Origin of the sequence: Stenotrophomonas sp. CASM101, assembly GCF_049384845.1 — a bacterium.
GTDB classification, from domain to species: domain Bacteria; phylum Pseudomonadota; class Gammaproteobacteria; order Xanthomonadales; family Xanthomonadaceae; genus Stenotrophomonas; species Stenotrophomonas hibiscicola.
This window is the reverse complement of the sequence record NZ_JBMRFR010000002.1, coordinates 161,265-184,545: the sequence shown is the minus strand read 5'-3', so window position 1 is coordinate 184,545 and position 23,281 is coordinate 161,265. Positions and strand designations below refer to the sequence as shown.

At 65.5% G+C, this 23,281-nt stretch carries 27 protein-coding genes; 16 read left to right on the top strand and 11 right to left on the bottom strand.

All coding sequences use genetic code 11. The features are described from left to right. Positions 1 to 169: 169 nt before the first annotated feature. Both VG543_RS04870 and VG543_RS04865 read left to right on the top strand, forming a co-directional pair. A complete protein-coding gene (locus VG543_RS04870; protein ID WP_031269501.1) occupies positions 170 to 619 on the top strand; it encodes a BLUF domain-containing protein in 450 nt (149 codons plus the stop codon). 260 nt (positions 620 to 879) lie between these two features. After that, positions 880 to 1,113, top strand: coding sequence for a hypothetical protein (locus VG543_RS04865; RefSeq protein ID WP_111098449.1), 234 nt, complete (start codon positions 880 to 882; stop codon positions 1,111 to 1,113). 25 nt (positions 1,114 to 1,138) lie between these two features. On the opposite strand, the gene VG543_RS04860 is transcribed toward VG543_RS04865, so the two are convergent. The 3 genes from VG543_RS04860 to VG543_RS04850 all read right to left on the bottom strand — a co-directional run bounded on the left by VG543_RS04860 (position 1,139) and on the right by VG543_RS04850 (position 2,619). Then, positions 1,139 to 1,690: a cysteine hydrolase family protein gene (locus tag VG543_RS04860; RefSeq protein ID WP_019659724.1), complete on the bottom strand. Its 552-nt coding sequence runs from the start codon at positions 1,688 to 1,690 to the stop codon at positions 1,139 to 1,141. 3 nt (positions 1,691 to 1,693) lie between these two features. Beyond that, positions 1,694 to 2,332 carry a DUF6766 family protein gene (locus VG543_RS04855; RefSeq protein ID WP_423177910.1) on the bottom strand — a complete coding sequence of 213 codons (639 nt, stop codon included), beginning with the start codon at positions 2,330 to 2,332 and terminating at the stop codon, positions 1,694 to 1,696. Between the two features lie 98 nt (positions 2,333 to 2,430). Then, complete coding sequence (locus VG543_RS04850) at positions 2,431 to 2,619, bottom strand: hypothetical protein (protein ID WP_019337695.1); 189 nt, start codon at positions 2,617 to 2,619, stop codon at positions 2,431 to 2,433. Between the two features lie 149 nt (positions 2,620 to 2,768). On the opposite strand from VG543_RS04850, the gene VG543_RS04845 reads away from it, so the two are divergent. The 3 genes from VG543_RS04845 to VG543_RS04835 all read left to right on the top strand — a co-directional run bounded on the left by VG543_RS04845 (position 2,769) and on the right by VG543_RS04835 (position 5,122). Next, entirely contained in the window at positions 2,769 to 3,932 is a 1,164-nt protein-coding gene (locus VG543_RS04845; RefSeq protein WP_423177909.1) for a zinc-dependent alcohol dehydrogenase, read from the top strand. A 10-nt stretch (positions 3,933 to 3,942) separates the two neighbouring features. Further along, positions 3,943 to 4,440, top strand: a complete 498-nt coding sequence (locus VG543_RS04840; RefSeq protein ID WP_058982975.1) for a hypothetical protein — start codon at positions 3,943 to 3,945, stop codon at positions 4,438 to 4,440. 283 nt (positions 4,441 to 4,723) lie between these two features. Then, positions 4,724 to 5,122 (top strand): BLUF domain-containing protein, encoded by a 399-nt coding sequence (locus VG543_RS04835; RefSeq protein ID WP_312544825.1) that lies wholly within the window; start codon positions 4,724 to 4,726, stop codon positions 5,120 to 5,122. A 13-nt stretch (positions 5,123 to 5,135) separates the two neighbouring features. Here the strand turns inward: VG543_RS04835 and VG543_RS04830 are convergent, their stop codons facing one another. Then, on the bottom strand, positions 5,136 to 5,528 hold the full coding sequence (locus VG543_RS04830; RefSeq protein ID WP_111098446.1) for a response regulator: 393 nt from the start codon (positions 5,526 to 5,528) through the stop codon (positions 5,136 to 5,138). Positions 5,529 to 5,659: 131 nt separating this feature from the next. Here VG543_RS04830 and VG543_RS04825 point away from each other — a divergent pair, with 131 nt between their 5' ends. The 3 genes from VG543_RS04825 to VG543_RS04815 all read left to right on the top strand — a co-directional run bounded on the left by VG543_RS04825 (position 5,660) and on the right by VG543_RS04815 (position 7,702). Further along, positions 5,660 to 6,076 (top strand): hypothetical protein, encoded by a 417-nt coding sequence (locus VG543_RS04825; RefSeq protein ID WP_227844341.1) that lies wholly within the window; start codon positions 5,660 to 5,662, stop codon positions 6,074 to 6,076. A gap of 156 nt (positions 6,077 to 6,232) precedes the next feature. Further along, a complete protein-coding gene (locus VG543_RS04820) occupies positions 6,233 to 6,754 on the top strand; it encodes a ferritin-like domain-containing protein (protein WP_019659717.1) in 522 nt (173 codons plus the stop codon). A 39-nt stretch (positions 6,755 to 6,793) separates the two neighbouring features. Next, the gene (locus tag VG543_RS04815) at positions 6,794 to 7,702 is read left to right on the top strand and encodes a manganese catalase family protein (RefSeq protein ID WP_019659716.1); all 909 of its coding nucleotides are present in this window, start codon (positions 6,794 to 6,796) and stop codon (positions 7,700 to 7,702) included. Positions 7,703 to 7,823: 121 nt separating this feature from the next. Here the strand turns inward: VG543_RS04815 and VG543_RS04810 are convergent, their stop codons facing one another. Next, complete coding sequence (locus VG543_RS04810; RefSeq protein ID WP_058982980.1) at positions 7,824 to 8,147, bottom strand: KGG domain-containing protein; 324 nt, start codon at positions 8,145 to 8,147, stop codon at positions 7,824 to 7,826. A gap of 303 nt (positions 8,148 to 8,450) precedes the next feature. Between VG543_RS04810 and VG543_RS04805 the strand changes: the two genes are divergently transcribed. Genes VG543_RS04805 through VG543_RS04795 form a run of 3 tightly spaced genes read left to right on the top strand, consistent with a single transcriptional unit; the run spans position 8,451 to position 10,409 of the window. Next, the gene (locus VG543_RS04805) at positions 8,451 to 8,918 is read left to right on the top strand and encodes a BLUF domain-containing protein (RefSeq protein WP_019659714.1); all 468 of its coding nucleotides are present in this window, start codon (positions 8,451 to 8,453) and stop codon (positions 8,916 to 8,918) included. Continuing rightward, positions 8,915 to 9,682, top strand: a complete 768-nt coding sequence (locus VG543_RS04800; protein WP_423177907.1) for a DUF72 domain-containing protein — start codon at positions 8,915 to 8,917, stop codon at positions 9,680 to 9,682. The genes VG543_RS04805 and VG543_RS04800 overlap by 4 nt, the downstream gene beginning before the upstream one ends. Then, entirely contained in the window at positions 9,675 to 10,409 is a 735-nt protein-coding gene (locus tag VG543_RS04795; RefSeq protein ID WP_423177906.1) for a DNA-formamidopyrimidine glycosylase family protein, read from the top strand. The genes VG543_RS04800 and VG543_RS04795 overlap by 8 nt, the downstream gene beginning before the upstream one ends. Positions 10,410 to 10,448: 39 nt before the next feature. Here VG543_RS04795 and VG543_RS04790 read toward each other — a convergent pair whose 3' ends face one another. Continuing rightward, positions 10,449 to 10,946 carry a ferritin-like domain-containing protein gene (locus VG543_RS04790; protein ID WP_423177905.1) on the bottom strand — a complete coding sequence of 166 codons (498 nt, stop codon included), beginning with the start codon at positions 10,944 to 10,946 and terminating at the stop codon, positions 10,449 to 10,451. Positions 10,947 to 11,194: 248 nt separating this feature from the next. On the opposite strand from VG543_RS04790, the gene VG543_RS04785 reads away from it, so the two are divergent. From VG543_RS04785 to VG543_RS04775, 3 genes are read left to right on the top strand one after another with little or no spacing between them, the layout of a single operon-like run. Beyond that, positions 11,195 to 11,371, top strand: a complete 177-nt coding sequence (locus VG543_RS04785; protein WP_019659710.1) for a DUF3606 domain-containing protein — start codon at positions 11,195 to 11,197, stop codon at positions 11,369 to 11,371. A gap of 13 nt (positions 11,372 to 11,384) precedes the next feature. Continuing rightward, complete coding sequence (ligD, locus tag VG543_RS04780) at positions 11,385 to 13,931, top strand: DNA ligase D (RefSeq protein WP_423177904.1); 2,547 nt, start codon at positions 11,385 to 11,387, stop codon at positions 13,929 to 13,931. A 54-nt stretch (positions 13,932 to 13,985) separates the two neighbouring features. After that, entirely contained in the window at positions 13,986 to 15,887 is a 1,902-nt protein-coding gene (locus VG543_RS04775) for an FAD-dependent oxidoreductase (RefSeq protein ID WP_423177902.1), read from the top strand. Positions 15,888 to 15,917: 30 nt separating this feature from the next. On the opposite strand, the gene VG543_RS04770 is transcribed toward VG543_RS04775, so the two are convergent. The 3 genes from VG543_RS04770 to VG543_RS04760 all read right to left on the bottom strand — a co-directional run bounded on the left by VG543_RS04770 (position 15,918) and on the right by VG543_RS04760 (position 16,993). Beyond that, positions 15,918 to 16,340 carry a low affinity iron permease family protein gene (locus VG543_RS04770; RefSeq protein WP_423177901.1) on the bottom strand — a complete coding sequence of 141 codons (423 nt, stop codon included), beginning with the start codon at positions 16,338 to 16,340 and terminating at the stop codon, positions 15,918 to 15,920. Next, on the bottom strand, positions 16,337 to 16,591 hold the full coding sequence (locus VG543_RS04765) for a hypothetical protein (protein WP_423177899.1): 255 nt from the start codon (positions 16,589 to 16,591) through the stop codon (positions 16,337 to 16,339). The genes VG543_RS04770 and VG543_RS04765 overlap by 4 nt, the downstream gene beginning before the upstream one ends. Before the next feature lie 123 nt (positions 16,592 to 16,714). After that, positions 16,715 to 16,993 (bottom strand): hypothetical protein, encoded by a 279-nt coding sequence (locus VG543_RS04760; RefSeq protein ID WP_021202427.1) that lies wholly within the window; start codon positions 16,991 to 16,993, stop codon positions 16,715 to 16,717. 177 nt (positions 16,994 to 17,170) lie between these two features. On the opposite strand from VG543_RS04760, the gene VG543_RS04755 reads away from it, so the two are divergent. Continuing rightward, on the top strand, positions 17,171 to 19,819 hold the full coding sequence (locus VG543_RS04755; protein WP_423177897.1) for an excinuclease ABC subunit A: 2,649 nt from the start codon (positions 17,171 to 17,173) through the stop codon (positions 19,817 to 19,819). Positions 19,820 to 19,926: 107 nt separating this feature from the next. Here VG543_RS04755 and VG543_RS04750 read toward each other — a convergent pair whose 3' ends face one another. Beyond that, positions 19,927 to 20,880, bottom strand: a complete 954-nt coding sequence (locus VG543_RS04750) for an alpha/beta fold hydrolase (protein WP_423177896.1) — start codon at positions 20,878 to 20,880, stop codon at positions 19,927 to 19,929. Between the two features lie 481 nt (positions 20,881 to 21,361). On the opposite strand from VG543_RS04750, the gene VG543_RS04745 reads away from it, so the two are divergent. After that, the gene (locus tag VG543_RS04745; protein ID WP_423177894.1) at positions 21,362 to 22,282 is read left to right on the top strand and encodes an MBL fold metallo-hydrolase; all 921 of its coding nucleotides are present in this window, start codon (positions 21,362 to 21,364) and stop codon (positions 22,280 to 22,282) included. A 114-nt stretch (positions 22,283 to 22,396) separates the two neighbouring features. Here the strand turns inward: VG543_RS04745 and VG543_RS04740 are convergent, their stop codons facing one another. Further along, on the bottom strand, positions 22,397 to 23,278 hold the full coding sequence (locus VG543_RS04740) for an RNA polymerase sigma-70 factor (protein ID WP_423177893.1): 882 nt from the start codon (positions 23,276 to 23,278) through the stop codon (positions 22,397 to 22,399). Positions 23,279 to 23,281 lie beyond the last annotated feature (3 nt).

Sequence of the window (23,281 nt, the reverse complement as noted above, 5' to 3'; positions counted from 1 at the left end):
CACAGGAGGACGACCGGCTGCGGATCCTGAACACGCCGAGGAAAGGTGCACCGCTGGTCGGATAATGGCGATCGGATCACGGAATACACACGATGGGAACATCCCAGGTCCTCAGATGGGCTACGGTGAGGCCATCGGAATCTGGGGGGATTCGTCACAGGAGCAACCGATGCCTATCAGGGCAGTGGTATACGTCAGCGAAGCCAGCCCAACTGTTGTGGGCGACAACGGGCGCAAAGAGGGCAACAGGCTGGACCAGCTGGTCGACGACGCCGCACGTTTCAACCGGGACGCCGGCGTTACCGGGGTGCTTCTCTTCGATGGGGGGCGGTTTCTCCAGTACATGGAGGGACCGGAGGACGGGTTGCGGGTGGCGTACGCGCGTGTGCTGGGCGCAACCAGCCACGCAGGGCTGGTGGAGCTGCAGCGGGGCAGGGTGGGCAACCGGCGCCTGCCGTTCTGGCCGATGCGCTGGCTTCCGGTAGATCCCGGGCAGTTGAAGTCCCTGGCCCACGCGGACTGGGTCGGCTTCGTACAGCGTGGCGATACGTCGGCCGGCGGGCAATCGGCAATGGATCTGCTGGTGGGACTGGTGGAGCCGTACGCCCTTGCCGCATGACGCAAGGGGATTGCCAACGTACGCTACGGGCGAGCAGTCATCTCGTGCAGTTCCAGTCAACCCGCACTGCCCGCGATCACTGCATCGTGCAGATCATGCTGGCGTGCCGGTTCATTGGACGGGTCCGGACGGACGATGCAGGGCAGGTGCCATGCCGCTCTCCGCGTGAAGACCCTGCACAGTCGTGACACGGTGCTTTCACTGCCGCCGACATCCGTGATGGCCACACTGCAGGCTCCTTCCAGAGCAGGAGGTGCCCGATGGCTACCTGTGATGTCTGCGGCAACGACTACGACAAGAGCTTCACCGTACAGCAAGGCGGGCGTAGCGGCACGTTCGATTCGTTCGAATGCGCGATCCATGCGTTCGCCCCGCGCTGCGCCCACTGCGATTGCGCCGTCATCGGACACGGTGTCGAGGGAAACGGCCAGATTTTCTGCTGCGCACATTGCGCCGGTCATGCCGGTGTAAAGGGTGTCGCAGACCGGGCTTGAGCCGAATACTGCTCCATCCCGCTGGTCATGCCGGCACCAGAGAAGCAATTCGTGCCACCCGGGCTGCTCCCGAATCGGCGAGCAGCGCCATTGCCCGCTGCTTCTGTGACGGCATCCCCGCCACGGCCTCCCTTGCCAGGACGACGTCGAACTCCCTGGCGTTGGCGTCCAACGCGGTTGCCAGCACACACGAATCGGCTGTCATCCCGCTGAGCCAAAGTCGGCGCACGCCCAACTTGGCCAGCAGGACCGGCAGCGGGGTGGCGAGGAACGCCGAGTGCTTGGGCTTGAGTACAAAGTAGTGATCGGGCAGGGGCGAGAGCAGCTCGGCTATCCGCCCGGCTGCGCCCCCGTCCCGCCTGCACTGCGCAACCTGTTGCCGGAAGTCACGCTTCCAGTCGGAGAAATTGTCATTGGCATAGATGACCGGCCACCTGCGGTCATCGAAGTGGTCTCTCAAACGCCGGATCTGTCTGGCCGCCCGCTCCGCAACGGGCGCAAGATCCTGCGCGCCGGGGAAGTCGAAACGGCTGAACATGTCGATGATCAGCAAGGCCGTCGATGGATCCTGTCCCATGGCTCAATCACCTGTCTGTGCGTGCGGGGCCTCGACCGGCTTGGACTGCGGTGAATCCTTCTGGCGCAGGAAGATCGTCAGTACAACCAGGGACAGCACGGCGAGAAATTCGCTCTGCCAGTTCTGCATCGATTCAAACCAGAATGTGCTGCTGGCCAGGTGCTGCAGGAAGCCGGGTGCGGGCAGGCCCCGCAACAGCTGCTCGGCTTGCTCGGCTCGCCAGCTTCCCAACGCATGCAGCGTGAAGCTCAACAGGAACAACAGCCCGAAGGCGATTGCAAGCGAATGACCGTACAGCACCTTCCAGACGCCGCCACGCCTCACCGGCCAGGGCGTAGGTCCTGGCTCGACGCGGCTCTGCTCCTGTGCAGGATCCAACGGCCGCGATTCAGCCGAGCCACGCTGGCGAAGGGTGACGGTCAGGAGAACATACATGCCCATCTGCAGGAATTCGCTCTCCCAGTTCTCGAATGTGGCGCTGACGAAGTGGCCGGTCGCCAGGTAGTGCCATAGATCGATCGGCGCGCACCCGTGCTGCGTCAACTCCTGGTTGTGGACATGGTGCCCCGCAACTGCCTGCCCAACGATGAACACGACGGTGAGTGCAAGCAGCACCAGCGAGAGACCGTTGCGTTTCCACATGCAACACCTCGATCAGCTGTTCCAGAGACCATGCGGAAGCATGCGCGGGCAAGAGGGCAGGGCTCGTGATCACTGCGCATCGAGGATGTGAGGCGGGCTCAACGCTTGCCTGTCGGGTCAGGATCCGGCCGCTCGTAGTCTTCAGGTACCGCCTTGGGGCCGTCCCCATCGTCGGGCATGTCGTGGTCCTTCCACCTGGCCTGGTCGTTGCGACGCTTGTCCGGCGTGTGGGCCTTCGACTGATCGTCCACGTCCGTGGTTGGATTGAAAGGCAACTTGTCGTTCATGAGCAGCTCCTGCGGCGAGAACCTGAAGCCTGCACCGCGCCGGGTTAACGCCACGACGCCGCGGAATGAACGCCGCGCACACCCGGATGTCACCGCAGCAGGGGGACTGCCCTGCGATGCTGATGTTCCGATCTTTCTGGAGAACCGCGATGCAGGCATTGACCTATCACGGCCGCAGGGATGTGCGCGTCGAGACCGTGCCGGACCCGGTGCTGGCGGCCGAGGATGATCTGATCCTGAGGGTGACCGCCACCGCCATCTGTGGTTCGGACCTGCACCTGTACCGGGGCAAGATTCCTGACCTGCACGATGGCGATGTGCTGGGCCACGAATTCATGGGCGTGGTGGAAGAGGTCGGCAGCGGCGTGACCCAGGTGAAACCCGGTGATCGCGTGGTGATCCCGTTTGTGATTGCCTGTGGCGAGTGCTTCCACTGCCGGCTGGCCGAGTATGCCGCCTGCGAGACCACCAATCCGGGCAAGGGCGCCGCACTGAACCAGAAGGGCATACTGCCTCCGGCCGCATTGTTCGGCTACAGCCATCTGTATGGCGGCGTGGCCGGCGGGCAGGCCGAATTCGTACGCGTGCCGAAGGCGAATGTAGGCCCGCTGCGCATCCCGGAAGGCGTGCCCGACGAGCAGGTTCTGTTCCTTTCGGACATCCTGCCCACCGGCTACCAGGCCGCGCTGAACGCTGGGGTCAAGCCCGGCTCGACGGTGGCCATCTTCGGTGCCGGGCCGGTGGGGCTGATGAGCGCAGCCTGCTGCCGGCTGCTGGGGGCCGAGACCATCTTCATGGTGGACCATCTTCGCTACCGCCTTGACTACGCGCGTCGCGCCTACGGGGTGACCCCCATCGACTTCAGGGAGATCGAGGACCCGGCCGATTACATCCTGACCCAGACCAGCGGGCGGGGCGCAGACGCCTGCATCGAGGCCGTAGGCTTCGAGGCCGAAGGGAGTGCGCTGGAGTCAGCGCTGACCGCCGTGAAACTGGAAGGCAGCAGCGGGGTGGCGATCCGGCAGTGCATCGCCGCGGCCCGCCGCGGCGGCGTTGTCAGCATCCCCGGTGTCTATGCCGGCTTCATCCACGGTTTCCTGCTGGGTGACGCGTTCGACAAGGGCTTGACGTTCAAGATGGGGCAGACCCACGTGCAGGGACTGATGCCGGAGCTGCTCGACGCCATCTTGGAAGGAAAGCTGGATCCGGGTGACATCATCTCGCACCGGATGCGCCTGGCCGATGCAGCGCAGGGCTATGCGATGTTTGATGCCAAGGATGACGACTGCCGCAAGATCGTTCTGACACCGTGAGCGTGGCGCCATGAGTGCGATTGTCGTGGGCTGTGTGTACGCACTGTGGTTGGTGGCCGGTTCGCTGGACTTCCATTTTCACCGCCGGACCGACCTTCCACACACCTCCGCGATGCGCGAAAGCCTGTTGCATGGGGTGCAGCTGCTTCTGATCGGCAGCGGCGTGCTGGCGTGGCTGCTGCTGGAAAACACGTTGTCGCTGGTCACGCTCCTGGCGCTTCTGGTCATTGCTCACGCAATCGCCGGCTACCTGGACACCGTCAGCGCAGACGGCCGCAGACGCATCAGTCCGGCGGAGCAGCATGTGCACAGTGTGCTGGATGCCGCGCCGTGGGTCCTGTTGGCCTGGGTGGCCTGGCAGGCCCATCCTCGATGGTCGCTCAGTGTGGAACCGGCAGCACCCGGGATCTGGTGGTGGGTCCTGCTGCCGGCGTCTGGCCTGGTGGTGCTGCCTTGGCTGTGGGAGCTTCTCCAGTGCGTGAGGGCGAGAGCGAGGCGCCCGCGCTGACCGGGTGAGGATCACCGCACAGGGTATTCATGGGCACGCCACGCTTCCAGCCGAGTGATGTGGCCGCCGGCGCCTGCGCCCATTACCATCAACAGCCGTGAACGCTGTTGGCGCTGAACCGCTCGGCCGGGAGCGCAGAAGCTCTGCGCCTGCCGACGCGTTATCGCAGCGTGCAGCTCGGGGCAGGGCACTGGTAGCCCGGCGATTGAACACCTCATCTCTGCCTACATCAGCGCGGCGATCATTGAAGTGCAGGAAATTTCCTGCGCCAGAAGGAACGAATGTGCCCCTCCGTGCAGTCGCCTACGCAAGTGACGCGACATCGGGGCTTTCCATGGACCATGTGGATGACCTCGCCAGGGCCGCCGCCCGCTTCAACCTTGAAGCCGGCGTTACGGGTGTGCTTCTTTATGACGGGCTCCGCTTCCTGCAGTACATCGAGGGGCCGGAAGACAGCATCAACGTGGTGTACAGCCGCATTCTCAGTGCCCGCAGCCATCGCGAGCTGATCGAACTGGGCCGCGGCAGGGTTTCCGGCAGGTTCTTTCCCTATTGGTCGATGCGGTTGCTGTGGGTTGAGGCCTCCGAGATCCGCAGCGTCGCGCACGGCAACTGGGATGGCCTCTCCCGTGGTGGCGCGCTGCGCCAGCTGGGCCTGGTGGTAGCCCCGCACCTGGGGTGACGGTTGCATGGATTCAATGCGGGGGCGGCTGCGCGCAGGTATCGCCCAGCACGCGCCGAACCGTGTCCTGCAATTGACTCACATGGAACGGTTTGGCAACGAAGGCTGCGCGCCGGTGGCGCTGCGGCACCAGCTGGTCGTAGACCGCAGAGACGAACAGGTAGGGGATGCCGAGTTCTGCCAGGCGATCAGCGACGGGAAAGACCACACCGTCGCGAAGTTCGACATCGAGCACGGCGCCGTCGAATCGCTGGGTGTCCAGCAGCCCGAGAGCGTCGAACACGCTGTAGGCATGCGTCACCTGATCACCGACGTCCTCAAGGGCGTGCTCCATGAGTGTGGCCAGATCGAGTTGGTCTTCCACCAGCAGCAGGTTGCATCTGCGCTGGCTCATTGCGGATTGCATGCGTACATGCCTGTGTTGTCCTGGGAACACGAGTTTCTGCTGTGCTGCATCAAGATCCTGCGTGCACATTGTCAGTCCGGCGCGAAGCCTTGCGCGCGTGCCAACCTCGTGGAGGAGGCGTGGAGGGCCTTATGGATCTCGTTGACGGCTTCTTGGCATGCGCTGTGGATACTGCCGCCGACCCCTGTATCGGAGTTTCTGTCATGCCTCTATCCGGAAACGAAGCGGCCTCTCCAGGCGTGCTGCGTATCGAGTGCATGCCGCTCGATTGTGGCGGCGCCGCCATTGTCGTGGAACTGGACCGTACGCCTGAACGGACGTGGATGAAGTCGCTGAAGCGGGCATTGCAGGCCGACGATGCCCTTGAAGGCGCACAGGCCAAATTTGATGGCCGTTTTGTCTATGTCGTGGGCGTGGACGGGGGTGGGCACCGCGCTCAACACCGCGTGATGCAGGCCGTGATGGCGGCGGACGGCGGGGGCGCTTCGAACACCCGCCCCCGGGGCCCCAGGGCGGGCGCGGTCGCATCGAGCGCCCTGGCGACCTGAGGGCGCCCCGGGTCCAGTCCGGGGTGCGGATGTTATCGCTGCATCAGCGCCGCGTGCAATGCCAACCTGCGGCGGCTCACATCGCCCGACAACGCGGTGATTGCGCTCGCTCCACGATGGTCTCCGGAGGCATGTCGCCCCGCACCGGAGATCGAGATGGCAGACCAGAACACCGCCCGAAGCGAGCGCCTGCTGAAGTGGCTGCAGGACGCCTACGCCATGGAACAGGAAGCGGAGACCATGATGAAGGCCATGGCTTCGCGGATCGAGAACTATCCCCAGCTTGCCGCACGCATCAGCCAGCACGTCCAGGAGACGCAGGGGCAGTCTGCCTCACTGCGGCAGTGCATTGAGGCGCTGGGAGGAAGCGTGCCCACCGCGAAGGGATTGTTCGCGAGCATGACCGCCGCCATCCACGCCGCCGGCAACACGCTGATGGAGGACGAGGTGGTCAAGAGCGTGGGCCTTTCATTTGGCTTCGAGAACACCGAGATCGCCACGTACAGGGCGCTGGTGATCGCTGCCGAGCGCGCCGGCGCGCCCGACATTGCGGCGGTGTGCGGCCAGATCCTGCAGGAAGAGGTTGCCATGGCGCGCTGGCTGGAGGACCACCAGGACGGGCTGGTCGGAGCGTTCCTCAACCGTGACGAAACGCCCGGCGCCCAAGCCAAGCGTTGACCCCTAAGCCAGCCCACACCAGCCACCGGAGAAGCCCTCATGTTCTTTCATCACAAGAAACTGATGTATACCGTGCGCGTCCGCGAATCCAACCCGCAGCTCGCCAGCCTCATGCTTGAACAGTTCGGCGGCCCACAGGGCGAGTTGGCCGCCGCGATGCGCTACTTCACCCAGGGACTTGGCGAATGCGATCCCGGGCGCAAGGACCTGTTGATGGACATCGCCACCGAGGAGATCAGTCATCTGGAGATCATCGGCACCATCATCGCCATGCTCAACCGCGGGCCCAAGGCGATCCAGTCCGAAGGGCTTGCCGAGGCCGAGGACATGCGGCTGCTGGGCCAGAACAGCACCAGCCACACCGAACAGATCCTGTACGGCGGCGGCCCCGCGCTGGTCAATTCCAGCGGGGTGCCGTGGACAGCCGCCTACATCGACTCGATCGGCGACCCCACCGCCGACCTGCGCTCGAACATCGCGGCCGAAGCGCGCGCCAAGCTGGTGTATGAGCGCCTGATCAACGTTACCGACGACCCGGGCATCAAGGATGCGCTGCGCTTCCTGATGACCCGCGAGATCGCGCACATGAAGTCGTTCGAGAAAGCGCTGCACAGCATCCAACCCAACTTCCCACCGGGCAAGCTGCCGGGGGATCCGGCGTTCACCGATCTGTACATGGACATGTCGCAGGGTGACGGCGCCGACGATCTGCAGGGCAGCTGGAACAGCGGCGAGCTCTGGGAGCGGGTCAGCGACCGCGACGCACAGGCCGCTGTGGATGGTGGCGACGGCGGCGGCACGGTGGACCTGGACCCGCGCGAACAAGCGGCGGTGCAGGCCATGACCCTGCGCACGCTCTCCGACCCGGAAGCGCGGCCGGCCACCGGGGCCGAGCTGGGGGCAGGCCCGGGTGCAGGTGCACTGGACCTGCCGCCACGCGAGCCGTGAAAGAAGCCGGGGCGCCCGTTCGCGGCGCTCCGGTTGCAACGCCCCTGAGCCGCGTGGGGCGTACAAAAGTGGGCGGACAACACCTCCGCCCACGAAGGGATGCAACGGGTTTCAGCGCCGATCAGCGCTGCTGGCCACCGCGGTTGTTGCCGCCGCCGCGTTCCTGCTGTTGCTGCCCGCCGCCTTGATTGCCGCCCTGGTTGCCACCACCGCGACTGTTCTGGCCGCCTTCGCGGCCGATGTCAGCCATGTGCTGGCGGTCCTGGCTCACTGCTTCGCCGCCCTTGCGGCCGGCTTCGCGTGCTTCTTCCGAGCTGAATTCATGGGCGTTGCCTGACTCGTGCGCGGCACGTCCACCCTTGGCGGCGATCTCGCGCTGCTTGTCCTCGTCCATCGAAGCGAAACCGCGGTTGCTGGTGCCCTGGTTCTGGTTCTGGTTGGCCATGGAAAGTCTCCTTGGGTTCAGCCGCCTCATTGGCGGCAGCGACCATCTTCCAGATCCGGCGCTAGACGGCGGTGGCACGACCGCCAACGTCGCGTCATCCGGAAGGCTCTGATTCCTCATCCGGCCTCCACGAACATCCCTGCACGCGTGCGCACAGTGGCAGACACACGTTCGGCGGCCCAACCGTGCGTCAACGCAATGCAGAAGGTACACGCCACAGTTCGACGCAGCCTCCACACCGGTCTCACCGCGCGTACGATCGGTGTGGCTAAGGTAGAGCGGTCTGCAACAACCGGTGGTGCCATGCCCTTCAGAGCGATTGCCTATGTAAGTGAAGCCTCCCGCAACCTGACGGAACAGCGGCTGCAGCAACTCGTGGCGGAGGCGGTGCAGTTCAACGAGTCCGCCGATGTCACCGGCACATTGCTGTTCGATGGCTCGCGCTTCCTGCAGTACCTGGAAGGCCCGGAGGCAGGGGTCAAGGCGGTGTACACGCGCATTCTGGCTGCAAGCAGCCACAGTGGAATCGTCGAACTGAACCGGGGCAGGGTGGGTCGCCGACAGTTTCCGCGCTGGCGGATGCGCAGCGTGCGGGTGGATGAGCTCGCGCTGGGAAAGATCGCCATTTCCGACTGGACCGGATTCGTGCGCAGCGCGTCGGCGCTGCAGTCGGGCACCAGTGCCCTGGATCGACTACTGTCGGTTTCGCAATCGCAGACGGAAGCAAGCGCGGGTGGCATCATCGAACCAGACGGGCAGCTGGCACGATGAAGGCCACAGCCGCCCAGGTTGCGTCCGGCCCACCACGCGTCGGTTGTGCGGGATGGTCGCTGCCGCGGGCGGATCAGGAAGCGTTCGGCGCGGGCGACAGCCTACTGCAGCGCTATGCCACACGCCTGTCGATGGTGGAGATCAACTCTTCCTTCTATCGACCGCACCAGCCCAGGACTTACGCGCGATGGGCGGCGAGCGTTCCGGAGGGCTTCCGGTTCGCGGTGAAACTCCCGCGCGAGATCAGCCATGAGCGTCGGCTGCGCGATGCAATGCAGCCGCTCGAACAGTTCCTTGAGGGCGTGCTGGAGCTGGGTGGAAAGCTCGGTCCGTTGCTGCTGCAGCTGCCGCCCAGCCTGGTGTACGACACGGCCACGGCCGAAGCCTTCCTGCGGGGCCTGCGCGCGCGCACGCAGGCCGATGTAGCGTGCGAGCCGCGGCATCCGAGTTGGTTCACGGCGGACGTGGATGCGCTGCTGAGCGCGCATGGTGTTGCACGGGTAGCCGCAGATCCGGCACGTGTGCCGGCGGCAGCGGTTCCCGGCGGTGATCGTGCGTGGAGCTACTGGCGCTGGCACGGCCAGCCGCAGATCTATCGCAGTGCGTACAGCGAACAGGCCCTGGCGGAACTGGCGCAAGGGCTGCGGCGCGAAGCTGATGCGCAACGGCCGGCCTGGTTCGTACTGGACAATACAGCACTGGGCCATGCCACCGGCAACGCACTGCGCCTGCAGGCGCTGCTGCAGGAGAACGCCCATGCCTGAAGGTCCTTCCATCGTACTGCTGCGCGAATCCACTAGCCATTTCAAAGGGCACGTGGTCCGCACCGTCTCCGGAAACAGCCGCATCGACCTGTCGCCGCTGCAGGGCCGAAGGGTCAAGGCGGTCCGCAGTTGGGGCAAGCACTTCCTGCTGGAATTCAGCCGCCACACACTGCGCATCCATCTGATGATGTTCGGCAGCTGGCGCATCGACGAACGGAAGCCAACCCCGGCGCGTGTATCCCTGCTGTTCGACAATGGCGAGCTGAACTTCTATGCGTGTTCCGTGCGGCTGATCGACGAGCCGTTGGACGACGTCTACGACTGGCGCGCGGACGTGATGAACGATGCTTGGGATCCGAAGCTGGCCCGGCGCAAGCTGAAGGCAATGCCGGAAGTCATGGTCTGCGATGCGCTTCTGGACCAGACGGTCTTTGCCGGCGTGGGCAACATCATCAAGAACGAGGTGCTGTTCCGTATAGGCGTGCACCCCGCCACCCGCTTGGGCGACCTGCCGCCACGCAGGCTTACCGCGCTGATCGAACAGGCGCGCGCCTACAGCTTCGACTTCCTGGAATGGAAGCGGCGCTTCGAGCTGAAGAGGCATTGGCAGGTGCACACGAAGAAGGTCTGTCCCCTGTGCGGTGGCCCAATCAGCAAGCTCTACATGGGGACCACGCGGCGGCGCACGTTCTTCTGCCCCAATGATCAGGTGCTCTACGGGCACTGAGGCCGCCGTCCGTGGCAGCCGGGTTCCAAGGCGCGCCGATCAGGCGGCCTGCGCGGCCGTGGCGTTGCCGCCGCCCTTGGCCAGCAGGGTCAGCTTTTCGTCGGTGGCCTTCTCTTCCTCAAGCGTCTCCAGCAGCAGCGGCAGGGCGTCCTTGTAGCCCAGCTGCTTGGCCAGCGCGGCAATGGTCCCGTAGGACGCAATCTCGTAATGCTCGACCTTCTGCGCGCCGCCGATCAGCGCAGCATCCCGCACCGGGCCCTTGTCGATGCTGTCGATCACTTCCTTGCCTTCCTCCACCAGGCCCTCCATCGCCGCGCACTTGATGCGCTTCAGGCGAATGCCCAGGATCTCGACAACCTGGTCGATGCGTTCGATCTGGCCCTGGGTCTCTTCCAGGTGCGTCTCAAACGCCGTGGCCAGGTCCGGATTCTCGGCCGCACGGGCCAGGCGTGGGAGGGCCTTGGTCAGCTGCTTCTCGGCGCTGTAGATATCCGAGAGTTCGTGGATGAACAGGTCTTCCGCCGTCTTGATAGCCATACTGGGCTCCGCAGTGAGTGGAGCGATCAGCGTAGGGTCTTCCCGGTTGCGATCAGGCAGGTGCCAGGTGAAGGCGGCATGTGAAGGTCCACGCGAACCGTGCGCGTGCCCTTCACGATGCGGGATCCGCCACTGCGGGTTGGCGCCGGTGCCGCCAGGCCTTCGCCATGGCTTCACAATGGCATCGCCTCGTGCCCATGCACCGGCCGGTACGGTCACTTCACGCCCGACCACGCGCGGAGACTCCCATGAGCGATGACAAGCAGAAAACCGGCCGCCCGGACCGGGATCGCATCAACGTCAACGAAGATTACGAGCTGCAGTACTGGACCACCACGCTGGGCGTGTCCGCCAAGGAACTTCGTGCTGCTGTGGCGGCGGTCGGACCCACCGTCGTTGCTGTCCGCAAGCATCTGGGAAAATAGCGCGGAGTTGCCCATGTCCCTGGTCGAGTACCGCCGCAAGCGCAGTTTTGACAAGACCAAGGAGCCCGAGCCGGGCAAGGCGCTACCGAAAGGGCAACGCGCCATTTTCGTGGTGCAGCTGCACCATGCCAGCCGGAGGCACTATGACTTCCGCCTTCAGGTAGGGGACGCGCTGAAGAGTTGGGCCGTGCCCAAGGGGCCCAGTTACGACCCGAAGGTCAAGCGCATGGCGGTGGAGGTGGAAGATCATCCTGTCGAGTATGCGGCCTTCGAAGGCGAAATCCCCAAAGGCCAGTACGGCGGTGGCCATGTGGCCCAGTTCGACCATGGCGTGTGGGCGACGCAGGGCGACCCGGAAGCCCAGCTCGCCAAGGGCCATCTGCGCTTCGAACTGTTCGGCGCCAAACTGAAGGGCGGATGGCATCTGGTCCGCTCAGGGAAGCCGGCGCGCCAACCGCAGTGGCTGCTGTTCAAGGATGACGACGAATTCGCCGGCGACATCGAGGCAGACGATCTGCTGGCGGATGTCGCTGAAGCGCCAGCGGAGGATCTGAAGCGGGCCGGGGCCGGCAAGAGCGCGAAGAGGCGGCTCACCGCGGTACCCGTCAAGCGCATCCGACGAACGAACTGGGCGAAGAAGGCGCTGGCGCTCAGCAAGGCAAGAAAGGCCGCAGCGCCGTCCGGTCCATTCGAACCGCAGTTGGCCAAGCTGGGAGACGCGCCGCCCCAGGGCGAGCAGTGGGTCCACGAAATCAAGTGGGACGGGTACCGCATCCTTGCCACGGTCGCCAAGGGCGAGGTGCAGCTGTGGTCCCGCAATGCACTGGAATGGACCGGCAAGATCCCCGAGATACGTGACGCGGTGGCGGCGCTGGGCCTGACCTCAGCCGCACTGGACGGTGAGCTCATCGCCGGCGCCGGCACCAAGGAGGACTTCAACCTGCTGCAGGCCACGCTCTCCGGCGAGCGCCAGGGCGTGCTGACGTATGCCCTGTTTGATCTGCTGCATCTTGATGGCGTGGACGTCGCCGATGCGCCGCTCCTGGAGCGCAAGGCCTTGCTGCAGTCCTTGCTGGAAGGGCAGGGCAGCCCGTTGGCGTTCAGTTCCCATGTGCAGGGCGATGGCGACGAGGCCTATCGCCTGGCCGGTGAGCAGCATTTCGAAGGCATCATTTCCAAGCGCGCCGACGGCAGCTACCACAGCGGCCGCAGTGATGACTGGCGCAAGACCAAACAGCTGGCCAGCGACGAGTTTGCGGTGGTGGGCTACACCGCACCCAAGGGCAGCCGTGCCGGCTTCGGCGCGCTGCTGCTGGCCCGTCCAGATGCGGAGCACGGCTGGCTTTACGCCGGCCGGGTGGGGTCCGGGTTCTCGGACGAGCTGATCGGCGAGATCAGCAAGCGCATCAAGGGCGGTGGCGGCCGCAAGCCAACCGCGTACGTGCCCACCCAGGACACCGACCTGCGCGCTGCGACCTGGTTCGAGCCGCGATTCGTGGTGGAGGTCTTCTACCGCGGCATCGGCGGGCAGAAGCTGTTGCGCCAGGCGTCGCTGAAGGCGGTGCGCGCGGACAAGGATATCGCCGACCTCGCCGATTCCGATCGCGCTGGAACGGCCCTGGCGGCGCGCACACCGGCACCCCCGCGACCTGCGCGCAAGACCAGGCTGGCACCGGTGGCGGATCGCGCGGCGCCATCGCTGTCCTCTCCGGGCAAGATCCTGTTCCCCGGCGACGGTTACACCAAGCAGGACGTGTGGAATTACTACACGGCAGTGATGGAGCACCTGCTTCCCGAGGTGATTGATCGCCCGCTCTCGATCATCCGATGCCCCAGTGGCGCCACAAAGCCCTGCTTCTTCCAGAAACACCATACGGCCGGGCTGGAGCTGGTCGACGCAGTAAAGCTCAAGGAGGAAAGCGGGATAAACGCCCATTACCTGGTGGTGCGTGACCCGGCCAGCCTGCTGGAACTGGTGCAGTTCAACGCATTGGAATTCCACCCGTGGGGCAGCCACGCCGAAACGCCCGACAAGGCCGATCGGGTGGTGTTCGATCTGGATCCAGGACCCGGCGTTCCCTTTGCCGAGGTCAGGAAAGCGGCCACCGACATCCGCAAACTGCTGGCGCAGCTGGAACTGGAGTCGTTCCTGCGGGTATCCGGCGGCAAGGGCCTGCACGTGGTCGTGCCGCTCGATCCGGGATGTGATTGGGACCTGACCAAGCGCTTCGCCAGAGGCTTCGCCGAAGCGCTGGCGCAATCCGAGCCCCAGCGGTTCGTGGCAACGGCCACCAAAAGCCTGCGCAACAAGCGGATCTTCGTCGACTACCTGCGCAATGGGCGCGGTGCAACGGCGGTCGCGTCCTACTCGCTGCGGGCCAGGCCGGGGGCACCGGTGGCGCTGCCGATTGCATGGAGTGATCTGTCAAAACTCAAGCGCGCCGACGGGTTCACGATCAAGGATGTGCCGACAAAGCTCAAACGACGCCGCAAGGACCCGTGGGCCGACATCGGAAAAGTGAAACAGAATCTCGCGCGATGGGCGCAGGCAGACCCGTAGCAAACGGCCAGGGCCTCCATGGCCCGCCGGCCACGGAATCTCTCCGCTGCACAGATGGAGGTGCCCGGTGCGCATCACGCAGTACAGCCGGGCCTCCGGGTCCGCACTGGCAGCAATGTAGTCCAGCGCTTCGGCGAGCATGCGCATGAACTGCTGCTCCAGGTAGAACGCCGCCCATTCCGGCAGCATTTCCTCCAGTTGCGGGATCATCAGGTCGATCTCCAGGTGCGTGCTCACTGCGGTTTCCTCCTTCCGGGCAAGCTGGCAACCGCGCGCACCGCAAGAAGGGTGTTGTGGGCCGCACAGCGGACGCAGACGTGCCGTCTACGCGATGTTCAGCCACCCCCTGCTCGGCATCGCTACGGCTACGTGTGTGAGGATTTTCTGCACGGTCGCACCACGGCTGTTTCACCCCCGGCGGCGTATCAGGGAAGACTTCCAGCTGACTCTGCAAGGGTGCATTTCATGACCGACCCGTTACTGCGCGCCAGCCTATGGTCCCGTGATAGCGATTCGAACAGCTTTCGCCCACTTGCCGGAACCACGCGGGCGGACGTGCTGGTGGTTGGCGCCGGCATGACCGGCCTGTTGACAGCGGCCCGCCTGGCCGATGCCGGGCTGGATGTGCTGGTGGTCGATGCGGGGCCCATCGGTGGGCGCAACACGGTGATGTCCACCGGCAATCTTTACGCGCCCGTCTCCCGGCTGGCCGATCTGGTCTCCCGTTGGGGCGGTGACACGGCCAGCCGTGTCGTGCAGTGGCGGCAGCAGGCGCTGCGGTCCATCGAAACCCTGGTTCATCGCTATGATCTGCGCTGTGGCTTCGAACGCGTGGCCATGCAGTACGGTGTGCAGGAGCGCACCCGCGAGGTCACCGCGCAGTTCGAGCGTGAGCTGCAGGCCTATCAGCGCGTCGGCCTGCAGTGCGAACATCGGCAGTCCGGGCTGCCGTTTGCATTGGGCCACGCTTTCCGTGTTCCCGACCAGGCGCAGTTGGATCCGGCGGCGTTCTGCAGGCAACTGGCGGCTCATCTGGCCGGTCGCGTGCGCATCCACGACTGGACCCGGATCAGCAGCATCGAGGCATCCGCCGGCGTTGCGACAGCCGATGGCGCCCGTATACAGGCCAGGCAGTTCGTGCTGGCTACGCATTCGCCCGCAGGCTTCAACCTGGTGCAGGCCGAGATGGAGGTGTACCGCGAGTACGGGATGGCGGTACAGGTTGCCAACCCACCTGCGGCCGGCATTCACTGGATCGCCGACCGGCAGCGCTCACTGCGCGGGGTGCACGGCGCTGATGGCCGCGACTGGCTTGTGCTGGTTGGCGAAACACACCGCACCGGGGAAACGCCAGCGGTGGATCCGGCCCGACATCTGCTCGCCGACGCGCGCCGCAACTTCAACGTGCAGGGCGGGCCGCTGTGCTGGTCGGCGCAGCAATTCCGGCCCGCCGACCAGCTGCCCTATATCGGCAGCAGCGCGCACGATAATGTGTGGGTCGCTACCGGGTATGGGCCGGACGGTTTGACCTGGGCAGGCGTGGCCGCGCGCGCGATCACCGAGGGAATCATCGGCACGGCCAGCGAGATCGAGCAGCTGCTCAGCCCCATGCGTTTCACCCCGGTGCGCTCGGCCTCTGGTTGGGCCCGCACCAACGCCACGGTGGCGCGGCACATGGTGGGAGATCGGCTTGCCACGGCGCCCTCGCGCTCGCCCAGTGAGCTGGCCCGTGGTTGCGGCGCACTGCTGGACGTGGATGGAAAGCGCACTGCGGTCTACCGCGACGAGGGCGGGCGCCTGCACACCATGTCGGCGCTCTGCCCGCACCTGAAGTGCGTTGTTCAATGGAACGGCCATGAGCGCACATGGGACTGCCCTTGCCACGGCAGCCGCTTTTCGGCCACCGGAGCGCTGCTGGAAGGCCCTGCCAGGCAGGGCCTCACACCAGAACCGTGATAGGCGCAGGTAGCCGCCGGAGCCGCGGCCTCAGGCTTCGGCGGCCGCGTCCGCATCGCTGGGCATGCAGCGCTCCTTCTTGGACTTGATGTCTGCAGCGGTCTTGGCCAGTGCCTCGTAGCGCTGGCGTATCTCTTCAAGATGGGCCGGCTCCATCGACTCCAGGTTCAACAACTCCTGGTTGGCGTTCTTGCTCACGCGGATCAGTTCGTCCAGCTTGATGTGCAGCGCAGCGGTATCGGCGTTCTGCGTATGCTGGATCAGGAACACCATCAGGAAGGTCACGATGGTCGTTCCCGTATTCACCACCAGCTGCCACGTGTCATTGAAGTGGAAGGCCGGCCCGCTGGCAGCCCAGGCGATGATCACCCCCAGCGCTGCGACGAATGCCCCCAGGCTGCCGGACAATCGCGCCGTCGCGGCCGCGACACGGGCGAAACAGCGCCGGATCACTGGTCACCTCCCGCGGCCTCCTCATCCGTGTGTCGGTCTGGAAGTTTGACCCGCTCCCCGAGGCGCTTGTCCTGCTCTTCCGGCGTTGGCGCAGCGACGAAGGGGGAGATCGGGTCACTGGCGGGGAAGGTTTCCTGCAGCGCCTCGTCATGATTGCGGCGGTTGTGCAGCCTCGCCTGCAGCGGACTGACAGGATCGGGGCGCTGTGCCTCCTCGTCCGGATGGGGAAGGTCTTTCTGGTCGCGTTGCATGGTGCATCTCCAGGTTGATCACCACCCCTCAGGTGGCGGGCCCAGCATAGGAGTGCGCTGTGAGCGGCCCCATCAAGAGTGGGGCAACGTGATGTCAAACCTTCAGGCAACACGCGTTAACAATCAGCAGGGTGGAGGAGCCCGGCGTCGGCCGCGGCGGCGCCACGCCATCACCTGGCCCACCACCGCCGTCAACAGCAGCATCGCATTGGTCACCACGAAGACCACGCTCCCCAGCATCGCGCTGTACACCGTGAACAGCGCAGAAGCGGTCATCTGGCCCGCGAACAGCCACCTGGATACGGCTTCCGGGTGGGACGACTGCCACTGCTTCACCATCTGCCGGATCAGGGTTGCCATCAGCACCGCCGTGGCGGCCCAGCCAAGTACGTCGGGGTGCATGAGGGCCTCCGATGTGTGGGCACCCCACGCTAGCCCCTGGTTGGGCAACGCCGTACGAAGGGGAGGTGAAGACAACATCCCGCCTCCGGCGCCCTCGCGCCATTCACTCCACAGCGGCGACAATGGCCGCTCGGGCGCACCATGCGCGATCCGCCCACCGAATGCAGGAATGCTGAGATGTCCAACACCCCCTTTGGCGAATCGTCATGTGCTGCCGCAGCCAGCGGCTGCATCGAGGTCCGCGGTGCGCGCGAGCACAACCTGAAGAATGTCGATGTCTCCATTCCACGCAATGCACTGGTGGTGTTCTCCGGCGTGTCGGGGTCCGGCAAGTCCTCGCTGGCCTTCGGCACGGTCTTCGCCGAGGCGCAGCGGCGCTACTTCGAATCCGTCGCGCCCTACGCGCGTCGCCTGATCGATCAGGCCGGCGTGCCCGACGTGGATGCCATTGACGGGCTGCCACCGGCGGTCGCCCTGCAGCAGCAACGCGGTGCCAGCAATGCGCGCTCATCGGTGGGCAGCGTGACGACGTTGTCCAGCCTGGTGCGCATGATGTACTCGCGGGCAGGGGCCTACCCGGCCCACCAGCCCATGCTGTACGCCGAAGACTTCTCGCCCAACACCCCACAGGGTGCCTGCAGCACCTGCCACGGCCTGGGACACGTCTACGAGGTGACCGAAGCGCTGATGGTGCCGGACCCATCGCTGAGCATCCGCGAGCGCGCCATCGCCTCCTGGCCACCGGCATGGCATGGCCAGAACCTGCGCGACATCCTGGTCACACTGGGCTACGACATCGATGTGCCGTGGAAGAAGCTGCCGAAGAAGGACCGCGACTGGATCCTGTTCACTGAGGAAACCCCGACCGTGCCGGTCTATGCCGGCTTCACGCCCGCCGAGACCCGCGCCGCGCTCAAGCGCAAGCTGGAGCCCAGCTACATGGGCACGTACACCGGCGCACGCCGCTACGTGCTGCACACCTTTGCCAACACCCAGAGCGCGCTGATGCGCAAGCGTGTGTCCCGCTACATGGAAGGCCGGCTGTGCCCCGCCTGCCAGGGAAAGCGCCTGAAGCCGGAAGCGCTTTCGGTCACCTTCGCCGGCGTGGACATCGGCGAGTTCATGCGGCTGCCGCTGGACCAGCTGGCGGCCTTGCTCGAGCCCATCGCGCAGGGCGACTTCAGTGCACACAGCCACGGCGCGCGTACCAGCAGGCGTGCAACGCCCCGCGATCGCGCCAAGCGGGCAGCAAGTGGCCGCGCGACCCACGAAGGCGCCCCCGACGTGCGCCTGACCTCAGCCTTGTCTGAGGAAAAGCGCCTGGCGGCACAACGCCTGGCGGGTGGGGTCATGGCGCGGGTGGGGCAACTGCGCGCGCTCGGCCTGGGCTATCTCTCGCTGGATCGCGCCACGCCCACGCTGTCGGCCGGCGAGCTGCAGCGCCTGCGGTTGGCCACCCAGCTCAGCTCGTTGCTGTTCGGCGTGCTGTACGTACTCGACGAACCCTCGGCCGGCCTGCATCCGGCCGACAGCCAGGCGCTGTACGACGCGCTGGAACGGCTGCGCGACGGCGGTAACTCGGTGTTCGTTGTTGAACATGATCTGGAGCTGATGCGCCGCGCGCAGTGGCTGGTGGATGTGGGCCCGCAGGCAGGAGAGCATGGCGGACGCGTTCTCTACAGTGGCCAGCCGGATGGCCTGCGCAACGTTCAGGATTCGCGCACGGCGCAGTACCTGTTCGACCAGGTGCCTGCGCCAGCCAGCCGGCAGCGCAGTGCCATCAGCTGGCTGGAGCTGAAGGGTATCCATCGCCATAACCTGCAGGGCGTGGACGCGCAGGTGCCGCTGGGGCTTCTGACCGCAGTGACCGGCATTTCCGGATCGGGCAAGTCCAGCCTGATGGCGCAGGCGCTGCCTGAGCTGATGCTGCTGCACCTGGGGCACGAGACGGTAGACGACAGCGCCGACAGCGCGCCCACGGATGGACCCACCGTGATCGAAGCCACTCGGGGCCAGCTTGCCGGAGATGTGGATGCCATCCAGCGCGTGGTGCTGGTAGACCAGAAGCCCATCGGCCGCACGCCACGCTCCAACCTGGCCACCTATACCGGCCTGTTCGATCACGTGCGCAAGCTGTTCGCCGCGACACCCGACGCGCGCCGCCGCCGATTCAACGCGGGCCGCTTTTCGTTCAACGTGGCCAAGGGCCGATGCGAAACCTGCGAAGGCGAGGGCTTCGTCAGCGTCGAACTGCTGTTCATGCCCAGCGTCTATGCACCGTGCCCCACCTGCCACGGCGCCCGCTACAACGAAGCCACGCTGAGGGTGCAGTGGAACGGCCGCAACATTGCCGAGGTCCTGCAGATGACGGTGGACCAGGCCCATGCGTTCTTCGCCGGAGAAGAGGCCATCGCCCGCCCGCTGCAGCTGCTGCAGGAGATCGGCCTGGGCTACCTGCGGCTGGGCCAGCCAGCCACCGAACTTTCAGGTGGCGAGGCGCAACGCATCAAGTTGGCCACAGAGCTGCAGCGCAGCCAGCGCGGGCGCACGCTGTACGTGCTGGACGAACCCACCACCGGGCTGCATGCAGCAGACGCGGACAGGCTGCTGGTGCAGCTTCAGCGGCTGGTGGACGCAGGCAACACGGTAGTGATGATCGAGCACGACATGCGTTCTGTCGCACAGGCCGACTGGGTGATCGACGTCGGCCCGGGCGCAGGCGGTGCGGGCGGCACCATCGTGGCGGCTGGGACGCCGCATCAGGTGGCCCACGCCAAGGGCAGCAGGACGGCACCGTTCCTTGCGCGCGAGCTGGCTCCACTGTAGAGCCGAGCCATGCTCGGCTATCGATCTCCAGCGCCGGAAGTCCAGCATGCAGGCCGCGCCTTTCAACAGAAAGCGGGCTCCGGCGCATCGCCGGAACCCCTGGCGGCTCACTTTTCCTGCAGGAACGTCAGCAGGTCCTGGTTGACCTTGTCCTTGTGGGTGTCGGTCAGGCCGTGCGGCGCACCCGGGTAGACAATCAGCTTTGCGCCCTTGATGAGCTTCGCCGATTGGCGGCCTGAGATATCGATCGGCACGATCTGGTCGTCGTCACCGTGGATGACCAGGGTGGGCACATCGAATTTCTTCAGGTCTGCGCGGAAATCGGTGGCCGAGAACGCAGCGATCGAGTCGTAGGTGTTCTTGTGGCCGCCCTGCATGCCCTGTGCCCACCACGCATCGACCAGCCCCTGCGACACCTTCGCGCCCGGGCGGTTGAAGCCATAGAACGGGCCCGACGGAATGTCCTTGTACAGCTGCGCGCGGTTCTCCATCTGTGCCTTGCGGATGCCGTCGAACACTTCGATCGGCAGGCCGTTCGGGTTGTCGGCGGTCTTCAGCATGAACGGCGGCACCGAGCTGATCAGCACGGCCTTCTTCACCCGTCCAGTGCCGTGCCGGCCGATGTAGCGCGCCACTTCGCCGCCACCGGTGGAGAAGCCCACCAGGGTCACATCGTGCAGGTCCAGCGTATTGATCACCGTGGCCAGGTCATCAGCGTAGTGGTCCATGTCGTTGCCATCCCACGGCTGGCTGGAGCGCCCGTGGCCGCGACGGTCATGGGCAATGACGCGGTAGCCGTGGTTGGCCAGGAAGATCATCTGCGACTCCCAGCTGTCCGAGTTCAGCGGCCAGCCGTGGCTGAAGGTCACGACCGGTCCGTTCTTCGGACCCCAGTCCTTGTAGTACAGCTGCACGCCGTCGGCGGTGGTGATGTAGCTGGCGGTGCGCGCGATGGCAGTCACCGCAGCAGGCTTGGCCGGTTCGGTAGCCTGCACGGACAGGCCTGCCTGGACCGAGAGGGCGAGGGTGGCAACAGCCAGGGAGCGGGCGAAGGTGTTCATGCTGGGCATCTCATGGGGGGGTGGTGAGCCGTACTTTGCGCCCGCGATCAGGCGCCAGGGATATGACAAGTCCGAATTTCTTGATAGATCGTCCTGATTGCACGGACCCACAGTGGGGTCGACTGGATGATGATCCGAAGCTGCCCGACCTGGGCCTGCGCACTACCGAACGAGCCAGAGGCGCTTGCAATGGTGGCATTGCAGCCGGTTCCGCATTGCTTCCCGGAACGCAACATGACGTACCCCTTCACGGCGCTACCGCACCTGCGGCGTGCTGCCTAGGCTGATCCCACACGGCACCTGCCGTGTTCCGGGCCCATTGCCCGCGCAGTGGCCCGTCTTCCCATGAACTCCGCAGCGCTGGCCTGCCAGGCAACCGTGCCCTGGCAATGTCACTGCCTGCGCCATGGGAAAGTGCCCGGATTCGTTCGCGCCAGCCTTGCATTGCTGCCCGCCAAATGGCTCTTCGTGGAGATCCCTCATGTTCAGTATGGAAAACACCGCCGCGCCCATTGCCCCCGCCCTCGATGAACTGGTGCCCTCGCGCTACGCCCTGAAAGTGGGCGACGTCGAAGTGCTGGTGATCAGCGATGGCGTCCTGCCGTTGCCCACCCAGATGCTCGGCCACAACGTGCCGGCCGCCGACCGTGCCGAATGGTTCGAAGAGATGTACCTGCCCCAGGATGCCTTCGACTGGGCATTGAACGTGATGGTGGTGCACAGCGGTGATCGCACCATCCTCATCGATGCCGGCCTGGGCATGGACCCGGACCTGCAGCTGCCGCGCGCCGGCCAGCTGATCCGCCGCCTCGGTGCCGCCGGTATCAACCTGGGCGAAATCACCGACGTGGTGATCACCCACATGCACATGGACCACGTCGGCGGCCTGCTGGTTGAAGGCGTAAAGGAACAGCTGCGCCCGGACCTGAAAATCCACGTCGCAGCCGCGGAAGTGGAGTTCTGGAAGTCGCCGGACTTCAGCCGTACCATCATGCCGCAGGGCTTCCCCGATGCACTGCGCGCCACGGCCAAGCACTTCTGGGCCGAGTACAGCAGCTATGTGCACACCTTCCAGGACGAACAGCAGATCGCACCGGGCGTGACGGCCCGCCGTACCGGTGGGCATACCCCGGGCCACTGCGTGGTGCGCGTGGCGTCTGCGGGGCAGGCCTTGACCTTTGCCGGTGACGCGGTGTTCGCGGTCGGCTTCGACCAGCCGAACTGGCACAACGGTTTTGAGCACGACCCGGAGGAATCCGCACGCGTACGCATCGCTCTGCTGAAGGAACTGGCCGGCACCGGCGAAATGCTGGTGGCCACGCATCTTCCGTTCCCGTCAGTGGGCCGGGTGTCGCTGGAGGGCGAGACGTTCCGCTGGGTGCCGGTGTTCTGGGACTTCTGATCGGATCGTGCGGATACAGCGCAAGCAGGGGTTTTCGACGGGGCGCATCGGCGCCCCGCTCGAATCCCGCAAGGACGAGGCCGACAACGGACGCCATCCACACCTGGCGTGGAACTACTGGATGGCGGTAGGGCGAGCCAACCGCTGCAGCTTGTGCGGGTTGCGCTGCACCAGGATCTGCGTGATCCGTTCGCCATCGGTCTCGAAGGCCATCGCCGCCTCCAGCACGCCATCGAAATAGCGTAGCAGTCCCAACCGTCCGTTGAGCATGGCCGGTACCATCCGCAATTGCGCGCTGCGCCGCAGGTGCGGGGCATACAGCAGCTGGGCAATGCGTGCGCCGCCGAGCAAAGGCCCGGGAAAGCTGGTGACGATACCGCCGCCGTCACCCACCAGCTCGGCCGATTCGGCCATCAACGCCTTCATCGTGCGGAAATCTCCACTGGATGCAGCCTCGGCGAAGCGGCGCAGCAGTTTCTGGTGCACGTCCTGCGGGACGTTGTAGCGCGGGCGTTCCTGCCGGAGCTGCTGGCGCGCACGATGCACGATCTGTCGGCAGGCGGCTTCCGTCTTGTCCAGGGTGCGCGCGACCACGGCGTAATCCTGATCGAACACGTCGTGCAGCAGGAAAGCCGCACGCGCATCCGGGGCCAACCGTTCCAGCACACTGAGGAAGGCGACCGACAGATCGCTGGCGGTTTCCAGCACGTACTCGGGCGTGGCGGTGTCATCGGTCAGCAGCGGCTCGGGCAACCACATGCCCACATAGTGTTCGCGCGCATGCCGGGCCAGGCGCAGGCCATCAATGGCGCGACGGGTGGTGGTCGCCACCAGCCAGGCTTCCGGATTCTCGATCTGCGACTGGTCGGCGCCATGCCAGCGCAGCCAGACATCCTGCACCACGTCTTCGGCTTCGTGCGAAGACCCAAGCATGCGGTAGGCCACGCCGAACAGGCGTGGGCGGAGGCGTGAGAACAGCGCAGTGGAATCGTCCATGCC